The sequence below is a fragment of the Streptomyces sp. NPDC031474 genome (assembly GCF_055581185.1).
Genome location: NZ_JBVIJX010000011.1, coordinates 321,626 through 339,579 on the forward strand (window position 1 = coordinate 321,626; position 17,954 = coordinate 339,579).

Sequence of the window (17,954 nt, forward strand, 5' to 3'; positions counted from 1 at the left end):
TTGCCTTTTCTGGCGTGCGGCGCTCACAACTCACCCGCAATATCCTCCAACGATCATCACAAAGCGGTCCACGCAACAGCGGTGGGCCCCTTTTCCTCATGAAGCGGGCGTGTGGCGAGAAGCGGGTGTTCCGTTTTCACGACAAGAGAAATATGGAGTGTGATGCCATGAACGGAGTTGGCAGAGAGTCGCGCCGATTAGCCTCGAGCCTTGTGGGGCCGTCGGCGCGCATCGGGTTATCCGTTCTTCTGCTGGCGGGCGGCGCCGTGGGAGCGACGGCTGGAGCGGCCGCCGCCTCGGCCGCCGACGGCACGCTGACGGTCGAGGTGCTGCGCGACTTCTTCGGCACCGGAGTGATCAACACGACGATGGACGTGCCGCAGCGGGGCATGAAGGTGGAGGTCTCCGACCCCGCCGGGCACCATGTCACCGGTGTCACGGATGCCACCGGAAAGGTCGTGGTGTCGCCGTCGGAGGTGCTGAGCGGCGGCAAGTACCGCGTCGACGTCAGCGTCCCGAAACCGTACAGCGACTATCTGCGGGCGGCGCCCGCGTCGACGGCGGAGAGCCACTTCGACAGCTTCACGTCGTTCGTGGACGTGTCGGACGGAAAGAACGCCTCGGTGGTGACGGGGGTGTGGGATCCGGCCGACTACACACTGCCGGACTCGCGGTACTTCGTGCCGATCCACAACGGCCCCAAGGGGACCGACACCCGGGCGTTGGTGGCGTTCGGGACGAAGACCCGGGGCACGTGTCCCACCGATGTGGCCTGCCCGACCACGCTGGCCACACAGGCCCAGGTGGGCACGACGTTCGGGCTGGCGTACGACACGTACCGGACCCGGCTGTTCCAGAGCGCGTTCGCCCGCCGCTACGCCCCGTACGGGCCGCAGGGCGGGGGCGCGATCTACACGGTGCCGGTCAACGGCTCGGCTGCGCCGCAGCTGTTCGCGCGGGTGCCGGACGCCGCGGTGACGCCGCACGACACCGCCAACATGATCAAGGATGCCGGGTTCACCGACGCGCCGGGCAAGGAGAGCATCGGTGGCCTGGCCCTGTCGGAGGACGGCTCCACGCTGTACGCGGTGAACCTGCGGACCCGCAGCCTGGTGAGCTTCGACGCGACAGGGGCCACCGCCGCGGCGCCCAGGTCGACGGTCCCCATCCCGGACCCGGGGTGCGCGAGCCCCGACGACTGGCGGCCGTTCGGTCTCCAGGCCCACAACAACACGCTGTACGTCGGCGGTGTGTGCAGTGCGGAGAGCACGCAGCAGCGCGCGGACCTGAAGGCCGTCGTCTCCACCTACGACGGCAAGCGGTTCACCACGGTGCTGAGCCACCCGCTCACGTACGCACGCGGCAGCGTCTTCGGTGCCGGCGACAAGGCCACCCACTGGAACCCGTGGAACACCGGCCTGGACACGTGGGACGACCGGAAGTCGGGCAACGTCTACATCGATCCGCAGCCGGAGCTGTCCTCCCTGGCCTTCGGCCGCGACGGCTCGATGATCCTGGGCTTCCGCGACCGGTTCATGGACGTGCTGAGTTGGGGAGGGCTGGGCCCCCGCCCGACCGACACGCAGCAAAACGGCATGTCCGGTGGTGACATCACCATGGTCTGCGCCACGCCCACCGGTGAATACCAGTGGGAAGGCACCGGAAGCTGCCCCAACCACGCCACCCCCGCCAACAACGGCGGCCAGCCCGCCGATGTCGTCGAGTACTTCCCGGGCGACACCTACGCCAACGCGCACCAGGAGACCGCGCTGGGGTCGGTGGCCTACATCCCGCGGGAGCAGTGGGTCGTCAGCACGGAGTTCGACCCGGTCGCCGACGTCGCGACCTCGGGCACCGGGTACCACGACATCACGACCGGTCAGGGCCCGGGCAACGACCCGAAGGCCAACGGGTTCCAGTTCGTCAGCCGGGAACAGGGCGGGTTCGGCAAGGCCGGCGGGCTCGGTGACATCGCTTACGCGGCGGCGAACGCGCCGATCCAGATCGGCAACGTCGTGTGGTTCGACGGCGACCACAACGGGATCCAGGACCCGGGGCACGTGCTGCTGCCGGGGGCGACGATCAACCTGCTGGACGCGGACGGCAAACAGGTCGCCACGACCAGGACCAATGCCGCCGGCGAGTACTACTTCGGCGGTGTGGGCGCCGCGTACGAGCTCACGCCGGGCGCGAAGTACACGGTGCAGTTCGACGTGTGCACCGCGGACACCGGCCAGGTGCCCGAGCAGCCCCCGGCGAGCGAGCTGAGGTTCACGCTCCCGCGGGCCGGCGCCGACCGTGCGCACGACTCCAATGTGACCCCGCCGACCACCGGACCGCTGTGCAACGGCTCCGCGCCTGTCACGGCGCCGGCCAAGCCGGGCGGGGTCGATCACACGATCGACGCCGGGGTGTACATCCCGAAGGAGACGCCGACCCCGACGCCGACTCCCACACCGACTCCGACGCCGCCCGCGGCCTCCACGCCGCCTGCCAACCACCCGGCCCCGGCCGGTGGAGGCGGTGGTTCGCTGGCGAGCACCGGTACGTCCGGGCTGGCGGAGATGATCGGCCTCGTCGGTCTGCTGGTGGGTGCGGGCCTGGTCATCGCGTTCGTGACCCGGAATCGTCGCGCCCGGCACCACTGAACGAACCGCAGGGCGGTGATCTGCCCGTCCGCGATCCGGACGGCGCGGACGGGCAGATCACGTCCCGGCGGGCCCACGAGGGCCGGCCGGCGTGGCGATCGAAAGGATGAAGCGGAGAGTGTCAGCGTCGAACCGCGTGCGGAGCGTGAGAATCCGGCAAGCCCCACCGGGTCGTCCGGCCGGCCGGCGCCGATGGCCGCGGTCGCGCCGGGCCGCGGCCGTCATCGGCATCGCGGCCGTCGGGGCGGCCGCGGTGGCCGCTGTGGTGGCGTTCCTGGTCGTCGACCGCGGCTCCGACACCGGCGGTCCGCGCCCGCTGACGACGGATGAGGCGAACCGGCTGGCGATCACGCGATTCCTCAACTACCAGGCGCAGGGCCGCGCGGTGACGATCACCGTGCCGGGCGCCGCCGGCGGGCTCACCGTCACCGGGTCCGTCGACTATCGGCGCAAGGTCGGTTACGGCGTGGTGCACGGCACCGGGCGCGACAGGTCCAGCGACGGGCTGATCCAGTGGACGCCCACCTCGGTGCACGTCCGCCCGATGACGGACGCCCCGGCGCACGCACCCGCGTCGCCGCCCCGTTCGGGCTGGTACGACCGTCCGCTGCTGTCGTCCGGCAGCGCGCTGGACACCTCCCTGTCCATCGCGCTCGGTCTCGGCGGCGACCGGCCGGACAACGCCGCACTGCTGCCGCAGAACGGCGCCGCCTGGTGGGGGCGGGAGCAGGTGGACGGGCGGCGCGTGGACGTCATGACCGGGCCGTCCTCGCCCGGCCGCTCGGGTACGGCGGGCAACGTGCGCTACTGGATCGGCCCTGACGGCACGATGTACCGGGTCCGCGTCAGCGTGGGTTCACAGCCGGAGCCGGTGGTCATCGATTTCGACACCCACACGTACGTTCCGGTCGAGCCGTTACCCGGAACCACCCCGACACCCGGAACCACCCCGACCCGGTAGCCGCTGTTCAGGACGTCCGCACCCGCGCGTTCGCGGCGAGCAGGGAGGCCGGCGGCAGCCGGATGTCCTCCGTCCTCGGCAGGACCGGGACCGGCGGGACAGCGGTGGCGCCCGCGGTGGCGGCGTCGGGGAACTGCGGCTGCGGAGCAGGCGCGGCGACCTCGGTGAACGGGATGCCACCGGGTGCCGTCGGCGCCGTCCAGGTGCCGGCCGGCGAGGACGACCCGGCCGGAAGCGGGCAGGCCGCAGTCGTCGCGAGCCGGGCGGGCACGGTGGTGCGCAGAGCGTTGCCCCGCAGGCAGTTGCCCCGTCCCCGCGTGGCGGTGGGGAACGTCCAGCCGACGTCGACGCCGTTGCCGGTGAAGGTGTTGGCCAGGATCTGGTTGCCGACCGGAGGTATGTCGACGGTCGCGGTGATCACCAGCCCGGCGCTGCGGTTGCCGGCGATGCGGTTGCGGATGAACCGGTTGTCGCTGCCGCCGTCGATGCCGGCGCCGATGCCCCACCCGCCGTCGGCCTGCTCGGGGGTGGCCGTCTGCTGGTTGGCGGCGATCAGATTGCCCGCGATGACGGAGCCCTGCTGCGGGAGCAGTTTCTCCTGGTGGTCGGAGTTGGTGGTGAGTCCGACCCGGTTGCCGACCAGGCGGTTGCCGACCACGTACATGTCCCCGCTGGCGTTGGTGCCTTCGTAACCGACCGCGTTGAGTTCGGCGACGTTGTCCCGCACCACGATGTTGCAGGGCTTGCACTGGCCGACGTAGATCCCCGAGTCGGCGCCGCCCGACGCGTACGAGTTCGCGATGACACCGTTCTGGGCGGAGAACGCGTAGATGCCGTACAGACCGTTGCGGGTCGCGGTCACATGGGAGACCAGGAACGACTTCAGGAAGGTGACGGGCTCGTCCCCGGTGTCGTAGCCGCCGCTTCCCCCCGACAGGCCGGCTGCCGCCTTCGCCGAACCGGTGACCAGCACGCCGTTCTGCGTGTTGTTCTGCACGGTCAGGTTCTCCACGGCCACCCCGGGCGCCGAGACGACGACGCCGTTCGGCTGGCGCAACCGCCCGTCGATGACGACCTTGTCCCGGGACGAGCCGCGAAGAGTGACGCGCGCCGTGTCGAGCCTCACCGACTCGTGGTAGACCCCCGGAGCGACCAGCACCAGGTCACCGGGGCGGGCCAAGGACACCGCGGCCGAGATCGTCGGGGCATCGGCAGGCACGCGGATCGTCACCTGCGCACCGGCCGGACGCCGGCCTTCGCCCGATCCGCCGCCGTCACCGCCACAGCCGGCCACCAGTGTCACCGTGCCCACTACGGCCGCCAGCACGCGCAGAGCTAATCGAGGCATGATCCCAGTCTGGCATGATCCCGGTCCGGTACGACGCCCAATTCCCCGCCAGAATCGCGAAGTTGACCGGCACGTACGAATCGGGTGTGGCACTGTGCACACCATGCGCCGAGCCGATCACCACCCGTCCCGCCGCACGTTCCTCGATGTCGCCGGAGCCATGATGGCCGCCGGTCTGACCGCCGGGTGCACATCGGGCTCCGCCCAGCCAGGCCGGCACGCCCCTGCCCCGGGGGCCACGCCCACGCCCATGCCGGTTCCGGCCACGGGCCGCCATCAGGCAGGCATCACGCTCCCCCAGCCGGCCCAGCCCCACCTGCTCGCCGTGGTGGCCGACCTCGGCGCCACCGTGGCCCCCGGCCCGCTGCTGGCCGAACTCGGCCAGGCCATCCGCACCCTCACAGCCGGCACCGACCGGCGGCTGCTGGGCCTGCCGCCGGGCGACCTCACCGTGACCGTCGGCGTGGGCCCCCGGCTGGTGCGCACGGTCGACGCCGCACTGCCCGGCGCGGCCGACCTCCCGCGCTTCTCCCGCGAGCGGATCGCCCCGCAGGCACGCGGCGGTGACCTGCTGATACAGATCTGCGCCGGCGACCCGCTCCTCTTACCGATCGTCGCCGCCGCGCTCCTGGAGCAGGCCGGTGACCGCATCCGCGAACGCTGGCGCCAGTCCGCACGCCGCGGTGCGAACGTGTCCGTCGGCAACGGTCTCACCGCGCCACGCAACCCGCTCGGTTTCATCGACGGCATCGTGGGCCCGCACACGACCGCCGAACAACAACGCGACCTCTGGCTGGCGGGGCCCCCTGCGGTCGCCGGCGGCACCCTTGCCGTGCTGCGGCGTATGGAACTCGACCTGCCGCGGTTCGCCGCCCTGTCCGTGGCCGAACAGGAAGCGGTCTTCGGGCGGCGCCGGGCCAGCGGCGTCCCCCTCTCCGGCGGCACCGCCGCCTCGGGTCCGAAGCTCGGAGCCAAGACACCGGACGGGCGCTATCTCGTCCCCGCCGACGCCCACGTGCGCAGAGCGCACTCCACCGTGGTCGGGGTCGGCCTCATGCTCCGCCGCTCCTACGGCACCGACGAGCCCGCCCCCGGCCTGCTCTTCATCAGCTTCCAGAACGACCTGCGGACCTTCACCGCCACCCTCACCCACATGGACACCTCCGACGCGCTGCTGCCCTTCACCACCACGACAGCCAGTGCGACCTTCCTGATCCTCCCCGGCTTCGACCGGCAACACCCGCTCGGTTCCCACCTGTTCGGCTGATCACGATCAACTCGAGCGCAGTCTCCGTCGAGGCTCGGCGACCGGCCGGCCCCCCCCCGCTTTCGACCGCGGCCGTCCTAGTCCGAGGTCGTGGCCTTCAGCGCCAGCCACAGCTCCATCCGGACGTCCGGGTCGTCCAGTGAACGCCCGAGGATCTCCTCCACCCGCCGCATCCGGTAGCGCAGGGTGTGCCGGTGGACGCCCAGGTCGGCCGCCGCCGCGTCCCACTGGCCGTGGCGGGAGAGCCAGGCCCGCAGGGAGGCCACCAGGTCGCCGCGGCCGGTCGCGTCGTGCTCGTGCAGGGCGCGCAGCAGGCCGTCCGCGAACGCCTTCACCGCGTCGTCCGCGAGGAGGGGCAGCACGGAGCCCGCGGCGAGCTGCTCGTGCTCCACGAAGACCCGGCCTCGGCGCCGCGCCACCGACAGCGCCTGCTGGGCCTGCTTGTACGCCGCTGCCGCCGCGATCGGCCCGGCCGGCGCCGACAGGCCGACGACCAGCTCGTCCTCGTCCACGCCCTCGCCGGCCGCGCGCCTCGCCTCCAGCGACGCCGCGTACTGCGCACACGCCGCCACGGCCGCGCCCCCGTCCGTGGCCAGCGCCACCAGCTGCTCGCCCTGGGGCACCACGAGCACGGCCTCCCCGGCCCGCGCGGCCGCCGACTCGACGACTTCGGTGAGACCGCCGAAGCGGTCCTGGGCCGTCTCGGCGCCGACCGCCGGCCGGGCGTCGAACGACCCGCGCGCGTGCGCCCGCCCCTCGGCCGGCCCGTCCGCTGCCGTCGTCGCAGGCCCGCGCCCCTGACGCTCGGCGTGTGCCCGGGCGGCCGGTGCCGGCTCGGCGACGATCACCCGGAACGGGGCGTCGAGCAGGTCGCCGTACAGGTCCCCGGCGACGGCGCGCGCATGGTCCGGTTCGCCCGCCAGCAGCATGCGCAGCACCGCCGCGCCGATCCGCTGCTGCGCCTCCCGCAGGGGGCGGGAGCGTTCCGTGGCGAGGGTGAGCAGCGCGATCGCCGAGTGGACGGCGTACCGTTCGGCCGTGCCGAGAGCCGACGCCGTGCCGACGGCGAGCGCGGCGCGCGGGCGCCGGCCGGTGCCCAGGGAGTGCAGTTCGACCCGGTCGTCGTAAGTCTCGTCGGGCCCGGAGCGCTCCGGGTCGCCGGCGCCCCCGACGACCGCCGAGGCCGGCGCCGGCCGCTCCCGCAGCCGCTCCACCTCCGCCGTGAGCCGCGCGGCCCGCCGGCCCGCCCACTCCGGCGCGGCCGCCACGACGGCGCCCGAGGCGTCGTACAGCGCCGCCCACCCGTCGACCTGGGCGGCGAGCGCCCCGAGCAGCCCCTGCGGGCCGTCCGTCAGCGCCTGCTTCGTCAGCTCGCGCTGGGCCGCGAACCCGTCCGTCACCGCCCGGTACTGGTCGGCCGCGATCGCCGCCGACACCGCCTTGCTGATCGCGAGGAACGGGGTGCGGCGCGGTACCTCCAGCAGCGGCAGGCCTTCCTCCTCGGCCGCGTCCACCAGCGCCTTCGGGATCTCCTCGTAGGCGACGCCGACGGCGAAGCCCAGCCCGACCACCCCGGCCTTGGCGAGCCGCTTCACATAGCGCCGCATGGCCTGCGGGTCCTCCGCGTCCAGCTTGAGCGCGGTGATCAGCAGCAGCTCCCCGCCCTCCATGTACGGCACGGGGTCCGCGAGTTCGCTGACGTGCGCCCAGCGCACCGGCACGTCCAGACGGTCCTCGCCCGCCCGCACGGTCAGCTTCAGCGCGGAGTGGTGGACGAGCGAGGCGAGCGTGGGAGGCATGGGGCCTTCAGGTCGGGGAGCGAACGACAGCGAGGGATGAGGTGATCTTTTGTCCGCCGCGTATGAACGGCCTCCCCCGATTCTGCCTCACTGTACGGACCGCAGGTCCACCAGCAGCGGCGGCGCGTGCTCGCCCGCCACGCTCGTCAGGGACAGCACCGCGTGCCCGGGCGGCACCTCGTGCGCCAGCCGGGACGCCGACCACCGCTCCCGCTCGACCTGGCGCACGGTCACCGCGTCCGTGGTCACCGCCTTGCCGGTCACCAGCTTGCGCAGGGCGTGGATGGCGCGGGTCATCGGCTGGTCGGCGAAGACGGTGTGCTTGGCGACCTCCGTGGTCTCCACCCACTCGGTGCCCCAGGTCTGCGCGAACCTGCTGCCGTCCCAGGTGGTGATGCCGGAGAACGCCATCCGGCAGCCGACGGCCCCGTACAGCGGCCCGTGCAGCGCCTCGGGGACGTCGCCGATCGTACGCAGGGCCAGTACCACGCCCGCGTTCTGCGAGCGCAGCCGCTGCAGCCGGCGCACCGACCCGTCGGTGACCGCCCCCGTCGCGTCGTCCAGGACCAGACAGACGAAGTGGTCGCGCCGCTCCCGTACGACGGTGTGGAACTGGGCGAGGACCAGCCGGGTGATCAGCCGGGCGGCCTCCTCGTGGCCCCGCTCGGGCAGGTCGACGCGGACCCGCAGCGGGTGGTGGGCGACGGCGCGCAGCGAGAACGCCCGGTGCGCGTTGCCGCCCGCGCCGAAGAACTCCGCGAACACCGGCCGGTTCAGCAGCGCCAGCCGGTCGGCGAGGGCTCGGCCGACGTCGCCCGGCGTGCCCGTCTGCCGGATGCGCGCCTCCAGCTCACGGCGCATCATCTCGTCCCCGGCCACCGCCGTCCGCAGCGCGGCCAGCGCGCCCGGCTCGCCCTCCAGCAGCTCGCGCAGCTCCGGGAGGGTGGGGAAGCAGCCGTGCACGCTCCGGTACGGGCCGAGCAGCTGGGCGAGCGCGGTGGCCGCGCCCTGGCCGCTCACCGTGTCGAGATCGCCGACCAGCGCCTCGGCGAGGATCGCGGCGGCCTCGTCCGGGTCGTCGGACTCGGCGTAGGGGTCGAGGTCGTGCACGGACGACGGATCGCCGATCCGGACGATCACGTCGAAGGCGGAGTCGGCGCCGAGCGGACCGCTGCCGGGCGAGGACACCGCGACCACGGCACACGAGCCGGTGAGCGCCTGCAGGGCCAGCGCCTCGGTCAGCGGCTCGATCAGCGTGCGCGTCTTGCCCGAGCCGGACGGCCCGACCGCCAGCAGCGAGGTGCCGAGCACCTCCGGGCCGAGCGCGGCGCCCGCGTCGTGGTAGCTCGCCGGCGTGCGCTCGGCGGCCACCCAGCGACCGATGCGCACCTGTCCGGCGAGCAGATCGTGGCGGGCGGTGCGCCGGGGCAGGTCGCGGGCGCCGGAGGGATGCGTCCAGGCCGCCCCGCCGTGGCGCAGCACGGTCTCCCGGAAGTCGGGCAGCCCCGCCGTCCAGGCCCGCCGCACCCGCGTGCAGTCGACGTCGTTCATCCGCCCGGCGGCCACCTCACCGGTCAGCAGCTCGGCCGCCTCGTACTGCCCGGCGTCCCGCAGCTCGGGCCACTGGGCGCGGGGCCGCTCCACGGCGGGGGCGGCCGCCGGGCGCTCACGGGAGGCGCGCCGTTCCCTCAGATACGGCAACCAGCCCCCGAACCGGGCGAACGGCCACACCACGAGCAGCGTGATGACCGCGTACAGCGCGTTCGTGAACAGGGGGGAGGCGAACAGCTCGTAGCTGCCGGAGATCAGCACGATGAGCGAGAACAGCGGGTCGACGACCGGCAGCGCGTCCCAGCCGACCCCGAAGGCGTCGGGGAAGACGAAGCTCAGCGTGGCGAGCGCGCCGAGCAGGGCGAGCAGGGCACGGGCGGGCTGCGGGCGGCGGCCGACGAAGTGGCGTACGACGTGCGGCCAGCTGCCCAGCCGGCCCATGGCGTAGACGAGGACGGCGAAGAACACCCCGTCGTAGACGACCCGCGCCTCGGCGCCCTCCATGGTCTTCGGGGAGGCGATCGTGCCGCCCCACCACCAGCCGTCCGGGGTGAACAGCCGCAGCACGGTGAACTGGTACGGCATGCTGCCCCGCCGCCACAGCGACCACGCGACCAGCGCCACCACCAGCGGGACCAGCATGCCGACGACGGTGACGGGCGCGAGCCGCTCCACCGTCGCCCGCGCCGCCTTCGGCAGCCGGTATCCGAAGCGCCAGATGCCGGGCTTCGCGGCGGGCCGCTCCTCGTCGAGCCACTCGGCGACGGCGGACGAGTCCGGCGGGGCATGTTCCGGCGCAGGTGGGACACCCGGCGCCCGGGCCGGGCGCGGCGGCGTCGAGGGCGCCCGCGGCGGCCCCGCCGGGCGCGGCACGGGATTCGCATGTGTGCCCCGCGCGTCCTGCGTCCCGTCGCTGTCCATCGCCCCTGCCCCCTGACCAGCCGTTCCGTCCACCATCAGCGAGTCAATCTAACGCGCCCGCAAGGGGAGTTCACCGTTTACACGGCCGGGCCCGCGACGATCACCGTCCAGGGCGGCGTCGCCGGCACTGTCCACGGCGGACAAGCGGCCTCGCCGACACCGCCCACATGGAGCATGCCCACCCTCCGTTCCCCGTCCTAGCCTGCGAGAAAAGAAGGCAAGCGTCCGCAACGCCCCGTTCCCCGCCGTTCCCCCGTTCGCAGAACCACAGGAGCCCCTCATGACCGCCCTTCCGCAGGAGCGCCGCGTCGTCACCGCCATCCCCGGCCCGAAGTCGCAGGAACTGCAGGCCCGCCGTACCGCCGCGGTCGCGGCCGGGGTGGGTTCGGTGCTCCCTGTCTTCACCGCGCGTGCGGGCGGCGGCATCATCGAGGACGTCGACGGCAACCGCCTGATCGACTTCGGCTCCGGCATCGCCGTGACCTCCGTCGGCGCCTCCGCCGAGGCCGTCGTGCGCCGGGCCGCCGCCCAGCTCGCCGACTTCACCCACACCTGTTTCATGGTCACCCCCTACGAGGGCTATGTGGCGGTCGCCGAGGCCCTCGCCGAGCTCACCCCGGGCGACCACGCCAAGAAGTCGGCGCTGTTCAACTCCGGCGCCGAGGCCGTCGAGAACGCCGTCAAGATCGCCCGCGCCTACACCAAGCGCCAGGCGGTCGTCGTCTTCGACCACGGCTACCACGGCCGGACCAACCTCACCATGGCCCTGACCTCGAAGAACATGCCGTACAAGCACGGCTTCGGCCCGTTCGCCCCCGAGGTCTACCGTGTCCCGGTCGCCTACGGCTACCGCTGGCCCACCGGCGCCGAGAACGCGGGCCCCGAGGCCGCCGCGCAGGCCATCGACCAGATCACCAAGCAGGTCGGTCCGGACAACGTGGCCGCGATCATCATCGAGCCGGTGCTCGGCGAGGGCGGCTTCATCGAGCCCGCCAAGGGCTTCCTCCCGGCCCTCAGCAAGTTCGCGTCCGACAACGGCATCGTCTTCGTCGCCGACGAGATCCAGTCGGGCTTCTGCCGCACCGGCCAGTGGTTCGCCTGCGAGGACGAGGGCATCGTCCCGGACCTGATCACGACGGCCAAGGGCATCGCGGGCGGGCTGCCGCTCGCCGCCGTCACCGGCCGCGCCGAGATCATGGACGCCGCGCACGCGGGCGGCCTCGGCGGCACCTACGGCGGCAACCCGGTCGCCTGCGCCGGTGCGCTGGGCTCCATCGAGACGATGAAGGAGCTCGACCTCAACGCCAGGGCGAAGGCGATCGAGGCGACGATGAAGTCCCGCCTCGCCGCCATGGCCGAGAAGTTCGACGTCATCGGCGACATCCGGGGCCGCGGCGCGATGATCGCCATCGAGCTGGTCAAGGACCGTACGACGAAGGAGCCGAACCCGGAGGCCACGGCCGCGCTCGCCAAGGCCTGCCACCAGGAGGGCCTGCTGGTCCTGACCTGTGGCACCTACGGCAACGTGCTGCGCTTCCTGCCTCCGCTGGTCATCGGCGAGGATCTCCTCGCCGAGGGCCTCGACATCATCGAGCAGGCTTTCGCGCGCATCTGAGCATGGGCGTCGCACAGCTGATTCCCACCGGCCGCAAAGGGTGTGAAGAAGGTGTGCGGGGAGGATGGCGGGACGGAATGGGGCCTGTCGTACCGCCTGTCCCTGCCGTAGGTTCTACCGAGATGAGAGATACACCCCGCCCACAGGGGACTGTGGGCGGAACCCAGGCCGGGGCCTCCCCAGCTTCGACCTGGTCGTGCCCTCGCGCACACAACCGGAGCATCCGGCTTCGGATCTCCACACCGATCGGACGGTCGCCCGCCCCAAACCCCCCGGGGCGGCCGGCGTTTCCGGTCCGGACGGCCACCCCGGAACCACCCCCCCTGTTCCGGGGTGGCCGACCTCCTTCTCTGCTGCGGACCACTGAAAGCGGACCCCGGATTCGTTCCGGGGTCTTTTTTTCGTGTCGGCTGCGACACCGGTGCCGGACCACACCGCCCGGGCCCCCGTCCACGGAGCGGGGGCTCCTGACAAGCTGGGGCCCATGTCGTTCCGCGTCCGCCCGCAGACTCTGCTGGGCCTGCCCGCCCTGCTCTTCGTGCTGATCACCTGGCAGGTCGCCGCCGACGGGCCCCTTCTGCGCCTGGACGAGCGCCTCAGCCGTGCCCTCGTGCACCCCGACCGGGCCTGCGAGCTGCTGTCCGACCTGGGCAATGTGCAGGTCGCGGTGCCGGCCCTGCTGCTGGCCGCGGCGTATGCGGCCTGGCGGGGGAGAGCGGCCGGCGAGGCACGCTGGTGGATGCCGTCCGCCGCCGCGGTCGCACTGATGGTGCTGGCGCCGCTGATCATCGTCCCCCTGAAGGAGTGGACCGACCGGCCCGGCACGCCCGCCGTGCCGCCGGCCACTGGCTACTACCCCTCCGGGCACACGGCGACGGCGGCGATCGCCTACGGCTCGGCGGTGATGATCCTGCTGCCGTGGCTGCGCACGGCACTCGCCCGCCGGGCGGCCGTCGCCACGGGCGCTCTGCTCGTCCTGGCCGTCTCGTTCGGGCTGGTCCGGCGGGGCTACCACTGGCCGCTGGACGTCGTGGCGAGCTGGTGTCTGTGCACGGTGCTGCTCGGTGCGCTCCGGATCTTCCTGACCCGGAACCCGGTACGGGAGCAGGGCCGACCGTGCCAAACCGGCGCACCGCCGCCGCCCACCCGTACGACTCGGACAAGCGACCCCCGTGCTTCGCGCCCCTACCGTGGAGCACGGAAACCTCAGGACACCCCCTAAGCGGAAGGGCCGGGACTCGCACATGCCCCAGGAAAAGAACGTGGGGGCCACCCACGCCTTCTGGCTCGCCGGCCGCCAGGTCACCGGCGAGGACACCTTCGACGTCACCTCCCCGTGGGACGGCCGCCTCGTCGGCAAGGCGAGCGTGCCGACCGACGCGCAGGTCGAGGAGGCCGTGGCCGCCGCGTACGCCGTACGGGACGAGTTCGCCGCCACCCCCGCCCACGTCCGCGCCGCCGCCCTCGACCACGTGAGCCGTCGCCTCGTCGAGCGCACCGAGGAGATCGCGCAGCTCATCTCCGCCGAGAACGGCAAGCCGGTCAAGTGGGCGCGCGGCGAGGTCGGGCGCGCGGTCTCCGTGTTCCGGTTCGCCGCCGAGGAGGCCCGGCGGTTCAACGGCGGCGAGGCCCAGCGCCTCGACACCGACCTCGGCGGTCAGGGCCGGCTCGCCCTCACCCGGCGCTTCCCCAAGGGCGTCGTGCTCGGCATAGCGCCGTTCAACTTCCCGCTGAACCTGTGCGCCCACAAGATCGCCCCGGCGATCGCGGCCGGCGTGCCGATCATCCTGAAGCCCGCCCCGGCGACCCCGCTGTCCGGTCTGGTCATCGGCGAGCTGCTCGCCGAGACCGAGCTGCCCGCCGGTTCCTGGAGCATCCTGCCGGTCGCCAACGACCGCATGGCCGCCCTCGTCCAGGACGAGCGGCTGCCGGTCATCTCCTTCACCGGCTCCGAGAAGGTCGGCTACGCGATCATGGACTCGGTGCCGCGCAAGCACTGCACCCTGGAGCTGGGCGGCAACGGCGCGGCCGTCGTCCTCGGCGACTACGCGAGCGACGCCGACCTCGACTGGGCCGCGACCCGCATCGCGACCTTCTCCAACTACCAGGGCGGCCAGTCCTGCATCTCCGTGCAGCGGGTCATCGTGGACGCCTCCGTCCACGACCGGCTGCTGCCGCGCATCGTCGCCGCCGTCGAGGCCCAGGTCACCGGCGACCCGTCCGACGATGCGACCGACGTCGGGCCGCTGGTCAGCGAGGACGCGGCCAAGCGCGTCGAGACGTGGGTGGACGAGGCCGTCGCGGCCGGCGCCTCGCTGCTCGCGGGCGGCAAGCGCGACGGCGCCTCCTATGCGCCGACCGTCCTCACCGACGTACCGGCGGACACCAAGATCGCCTGCGAGGAGGTCTTCGGGCCGGTCCTCACCGTGCAGAAGGTGCACGGCGAGAGCGAGGCCTTCGCGGCCGTCAACTCCTCCAAGTACGGCCTCCAGGCGGGCGTGTTCACGCACGATGTGCAGGCCGCATTCCGCGCCCACCGCGCGCTGGAGGTCGGCGGCGTCGTCGTCGGCGACGTGCCCTCCTACCGCGCCGACCAGATGCCGTACGGCGGGGCCAAGCAGTCCGGGGTGGGACGCGAGGGCGTGCGCTTCGCGATGGAGGACTACACCTACGAGCGCGTCCTGGTCCTGACCGGGCTCGCCCTCTGACCCGAGCCCACGCCCTCTAGCTAATGGGAACCATTTTCAGATAGTCTCGGGGCGGCGCGAAAACGCCGTCCCCCGAAGGGGCCCGGCACCGATGCCTTCCGGTGCCGGGCCCCTTCATCGTGTCGGCGCTCCAGCCCCTCAACCGGAGAAGCCGACGTGCGCGAGCCGCAGTGGGCCACGCAGTCTGAGGTGCAGGTCGTGGACGCCCTCGGCGGTGAAGGGCGCCTCGACGTCGAGATAGTCGTACCGTCCCGGCGTGGGCGTGGCGACCGTCACCGTCGCCAGGGCCGGGCCGCCGCCGAGGGACAGTTCGACCGTGCCCGCCCCCGCCACCGTCACCGTCACGCGCGTGGCGCCCCCGCCGAAGTCGCAGGCGCGGTAGACCAGTTCGCCCGTTCCGTCCGCCGTCCCCGGCGCCGGCGTCACCGCGTCGCCCGACACCTTCGTGCGGTCGACGATCTCCGTGCCGCTCTGCTCGTCGAAGTCGGCCGCCTCCAGACCGAGCCGGCGGACCGGCCGCGGGGCGGACGGCTCGCCCTCCAGCGTGACGGACCCGCGCAGACGGACGTCCGCGCTCGACGCGCCGGCCAGGAGGTCGTAGGGGCCGGACTCCAGCCGCCACCGGCCGTGCGCCACGTCCCAGAACGCGAACGCGGACAGCGGGACCTCGAAGGACAGCTCCGCCTTCGCGCCGGGGGCGAGCCGCACCCGACGGTGGCCGAGCAGCTCGCGGCGCGGCCGGGTGACCGACGGGTCCACGGCCCGGGTGTACAGCTGGGCGACCTCGTCGGCCGTCATATCCCCGGTGTTGGTGACCGTGAAGGCCACGTGCACCGCGCCGTCCTCCACGCGCACCGCCAGGTCGGCGTACGAGAACGACGCGTACGACAGGCCGTGCCCGAACGGGAACAGCGGGGCGCCCTCGAAGTAGAGATACGTCTGACGGGCGCCGATCACGTCGTAGTCGAGGAGATCGGGCAGGTCGGCGTCGTCGGCGTACCAGGTCTGGGGGAGCCGGCCGGCGGGGGAGACGTCACCCGCCAGGACCCGTGCCAGGGCGGTGCCGGCCGCCTGGCCGCCGTGCGCGGTCCACAGCACCGCGGACAGCGGACCCGGCTGGAACGCGTACGGGTACGCCGACACCAGCGCCAGCACCGTGTGCGGGTTCGCCGCCCGGGCCGCCGCCAGCAGCCGCTCCTGATGGGCGGGGAGCCGCAGGGTGGTGCGGTCCTCGGTCTCCCGCCCGTTGAGGTGCGGGTCGTTGCCCGCCACGACCACGACCACATCGGCCTCGGCCGTGACGCGGGTCACTGCGTCCTCGCCGCTTTCGACGACGATGACCTCGACGACCTCGGGATTGTCCTCGGCAACCCGCACGCCGTCGGCGGCGACACTGACGTGGCGACCCGTACCCAAGTGCCGGAGGAGGTGACCGTTCTCATGGGGTTCGAGGCGGAACGTCTCCTGGACGATCCAGCCGCCGGGCTGGTCGGCGGAGGCACGCAGGAAGCCGTCCTCGGCGACGGAGACATAGCGGCCGTCGGGGGCGCGGAGCGTCAGCACGTCATCGCCCCAGTCGACGAGCGCGAACTCCGTGCCGGCCACGCCGTCCGTGGTGAGCGGGGGCAGGTCCGTGCGGCCGGCGAGCAGCGCCGGGTCCAGGGCGCCCTCCGCGCCGCGCGCCTCGTCGGCGGCCCCGGGGGCCGCCGGGACCTTCAGAAACGTTCCCGCGGAGGTCTTCAGCAGGACCCGGTCCACACCCTCCGCGAACTCCACCCGCTCGGCGCCGAACCGCTCGTACAGCCCTTCCAGGGGTGTGGAGCGGTGGATCAGTGTGCCGCTGTACCAGTCGAGCTTGCACTCGTCGGCGAGCAGACCCACCACCGCGATCCGGGTGTCGGCGGCCAGCGGCAGCACCCCGTCGTTGCGCAGCAGCACGATCGCCTGCTCGGCGGCCTCCTCGGCGAGGGCGCGGTGCGCCGGGGTGTCGAACTCGCCGGTTTCCGCGTGCGGGTCGTAGTGCGGGTCGAACTCGCCCAGCCGGAAGCGGACCGACAACTGGCGGCGCACCGCCGTGTCGACGTCGGCCTCGGTCAGCAGGCCCTGCTCCAGAGCGCCCCTGACCCGGGCGACGATCGTCGAGCCGTCCGTGCCGTGGTCGGTGAAGCTGTCCACGCCGGCGACCAGCGAGGCCGCCGTCGCCTCCTCGTGGGTGTCGAAGTAGTGCTCGGAGTCGACCAGGTTGGAGGGCGCGCCCGCGTCCGAGCAGACCAGCAGCTCCTCGTCCGTCCAGGCCCGCAGTTGCTCGCGCAGATACGGCGAGACATGGTTGGGGCGGCCGTTGACCAGGTTGTACGCGGGCATCACCCCGGCCACCGCACCCGCCTCGACGGTGTCCTTGAAGGCGCGCAGGTCGTACTCGTGCAGCACGCGCGGGCGGACCGAGGAGGACGTGACGGACCGGTCGGTCTCGTTGTTGTGGGCCAGCCAGTGTTTGAGCACCGGGGCCGTGCGCCAGTACGTCGGATGGTCACCGCGCAGACCGTGGGTGTAGGCGGTGGCGATGGCCGAGGTGAGCTTCGGATCCTCGGAGTAGCCCTCCTCGTTACGGCCCCACAGCGGGTGGCGCAGCAGATTGACCGTGGGCGACCAGACGTTGAGGCCGACGCGCTCGTCGCGGGCGCGCATCGCCCTGACCTCCTTGGACACCGCCTCGCCGACCCGGCGCACCAGCTCGGTGTTCCAGGTCGCGCCCAGCCCCACGGCCTGCGGGAACACCGTCGCCGGACCCATCCAGGCGACGCCGTGCAGCGCCTCCTGGCCGGTGCGGAACCCGGCGATGCCGAGACGGTCGACGGCGGGGGCGAACTGGTGGAGGAAGGAGACCTTCTCGTCCAGGGTCAGCCGCGACAGCAGATCGTCGATGCGCTTCGCGAAAGGCAGCTGAGGATCGCGGAAAGGCGGCGTGGGCGTCGGGTGTGCGGTCACTTGAGGATCCCTTTGCGGTGGAGCGGGAAGACTCTTTCGAAGCGCTTCGATGCTCATTCGACGTATGGGCGGGTGTCAAGGGCATCTCGCCGCTATTTCAAGCAGCGCATGCGAACAGGTCGCCCGTGATGGCTCGGAGGAATGTTTG

Annotated in this window: 10 protein-coding genes and 1 pseudogene; 7 read left to right on the forward strand and 4 right to left on the reverse strand. The window is 72.7% G+C overall.

The annotated features are described in order from the left end of the window. Positions 1 to 266 precede the first annotated feature (266 nt). Positions 267 to 2,648, forward strand: coding sequence for an SdrD B-like domain-containing protein (locus ACZ5SK_RS25005; RefSeq protein WP_334576814.1), 2,382 nt, complete (start codon positions 267 to 269; stop codon positions 2,646 to 2,648). 262 nt (positions 2,649 to 2,910) lie between these two features. Then, a complete protein-coding gene (locus ACZ5SK_RS25010; protein WP_334581152.1) occupies positions 2,911 to 3,609 on the forward strand; it encodes a hypothetical protein in 699 nt (232 codons plus the stop codon). Between the two features lie 7 nt (positions 3,610 to 3,616). Here the strand turns inward: ACZ5SK_RS25010 and ACZ5SK_RS25015 are convergent, their stop codons facing one another. Beyond that, positions 3,617 to 4,957 carry a right-handed parallel beta-helix repeat-containing protein gene (locus ACZ5SK_RS25015; RefSeq protein ID WP_334576812.1) on the reverse strand — a complete coding sequence of 447 codons (1,341 nt, stop codon included), beginning with the start codon at positions 4,955 to 4,957 and terminating at the stop codon, positions 3,617 to 3,619. A gap of 103 nt (positions 4,958 to 5,060) precedes the next feature. Between ACZ5SK_RS25015 and ACZ5SK_RS25020 the strand changes: the two genes are divergently transcribed. Next, on the forward strand, positions 5,061 to 6,224 hold the full coding sequence (locus tag ACZ5SK_RS25020) for a Dyp-type peroxidase (protein WP_334576810.1): 1,164 nt from the start codon (positions 5,061 to 5,063) through the stop codon (positions 6,222 to 6,224). 77 nt (positions 6,225 to 6,301) lie between these two features. On the opposite strand, the gene ACZ5SK_RS25025 is transcribed toward ACZ5SK_RS25020, so the two are convergent. After that, entirely contained in the window at positions 6,302 to 8,023 is a 1,722-nt protein-coding gene (locus ACZ5SK_RS25025; protein WP_334576808.1) for a PucR family transcriptional regulator, read from the reverse strand. A gap of 87 nt (positions 8,024 to 8,110) precedes the next feature. Continuing rightward, positions 8,111 to 10,495 carry a type IV secretory system conjugative DNA transfer family protein gene (locus ACZ5SK_RS25030; RefSeq protein WP_361705030.1) on the reverse strand — a complete coding sequence of 795 codons (2,385 nt, stop codon included), beginning with the start codon at positions 10,493 to 10,495 and terminating at the stop codon, positions 8,111 to 8,113. Between the two features lie 280 nt (positions 10,496 to 10,775). Here ACZ5SK_RS25030 and gabT point away from each other — a divergent pair, with 280 nt between their 5' ends. From gabT to ACZ5SK_RS25050, 4 genes and pseudogenes are all read left to right on the forward strand, one after another. Further along, positions 10,776 to 12,110 carry a 4-aminobutyrate--2-oxoglutarate transaminase gene (gene gabT / locus ACZ5SK_RS25035; RefSeq protein ID WP_334576804.1) on the forward strand — a complete coding sequence of 445 codons (1,335 nt, stop codon included), beginning with the start codon at positions 10,776 to 10,778 and terminating at the stop codon, positions 12,108 to 12,110. A gap of 122 nt (positions 12,111 to 12,232) precedes the next feature. Next, positions 12,233 to 12,450: pseudogene (locus ACZ5SK_RS25040) on the forward strand (phosphatase PAP2 family protein); the annotation flags it as partial. 144 nt (positions 12,451 to 12,594) lie between these two features. Further along, positions 12,595 to 13,332, forward strand: coding sequence for a phosphatase PAP2 family protein (locus ACZ5SK_RS25045; protein ID WP_361705027.1), 738 nt, complete (start codon positions 12,595 to 12,597; stop codon positions 13,330 to 13,332). A 40-nt stretch (positions 13,333 to 13,372) separates the two neighbouring features. Next, a complete protein-coding gene (locus ACZ5SK_RS25050) occupies positions 13,373 to 14,818 on the forward strand; it encodes an aldehyde dehydrogenase family protein (protein WP_334581151.1) in 1,446 nt (481 codons plus the stop codon). 138 nt (positions 14,819 to 14,956) lie between these two features. Here ACZ5SK_RS25050 and ACZ5SK_RS25055 read toward each other — a convergent pair whose 3' ends face one another. Next, positions 14,957 to 17,806, reverse strand: a complete 2,850-nt coding sequence (locus ACZ5SK_RS25055) for a glycoside hydrolase family 3 C-terminal domain-containing protein (RefSeq protein ID WP_334576800.1) — start codon at positions 17,804 to 17,806, stop codon at positions 14,957 to 14,959. Positions 17,807 to 17,954 lie beyond the last annotated feature (148 nt).

Coding starts and splice junctions, on each gene's coding strand:
- ACZ5SK_RS25045 (WP_361705027.1), top strand. CDS start 12,595: ATGTCGTTCCGCGTCCGCCCGCAGACTCTGCTGGGCCTGCCCGCCCTG.
- ACZ5SK_RS25015 (WP_334576812.1), bottom strand. CDS start 4,957: ATGCCTCGATTAGCTCTGCGCGTGCTGGCGGCCGTAGTGGGCACGGTG.
- ACZ5SK_RS25025 (WP_334576808.1), bottom strand. CDS start 8,023: ATGCCTCCCACGCTCGCCTCGCTCGTCCACCACTCCGCGCTGAAGCTG.
- gabT (WP_334576804.1), top strand. CDS start 10,776: ATGACCGCCCTTCCGCAGGAGCGCCGCGTCGTCACCGCCATCCCCGGC.
- ACZ5SK_RS25020 (WP_334576810.1), top strand. CDS start 5,061: ATGCGCCGAGCCGATCACCACCCGTCCCGCCGCACGTTCCTCGATGTC.
- ACZ5SK_RS25030 (WP_361705030.1), bottom strand. CDS start 10,495: ATGGACAGCGACGGGACGCAGGACGCGCGGGGCACACATGCGAATCCC.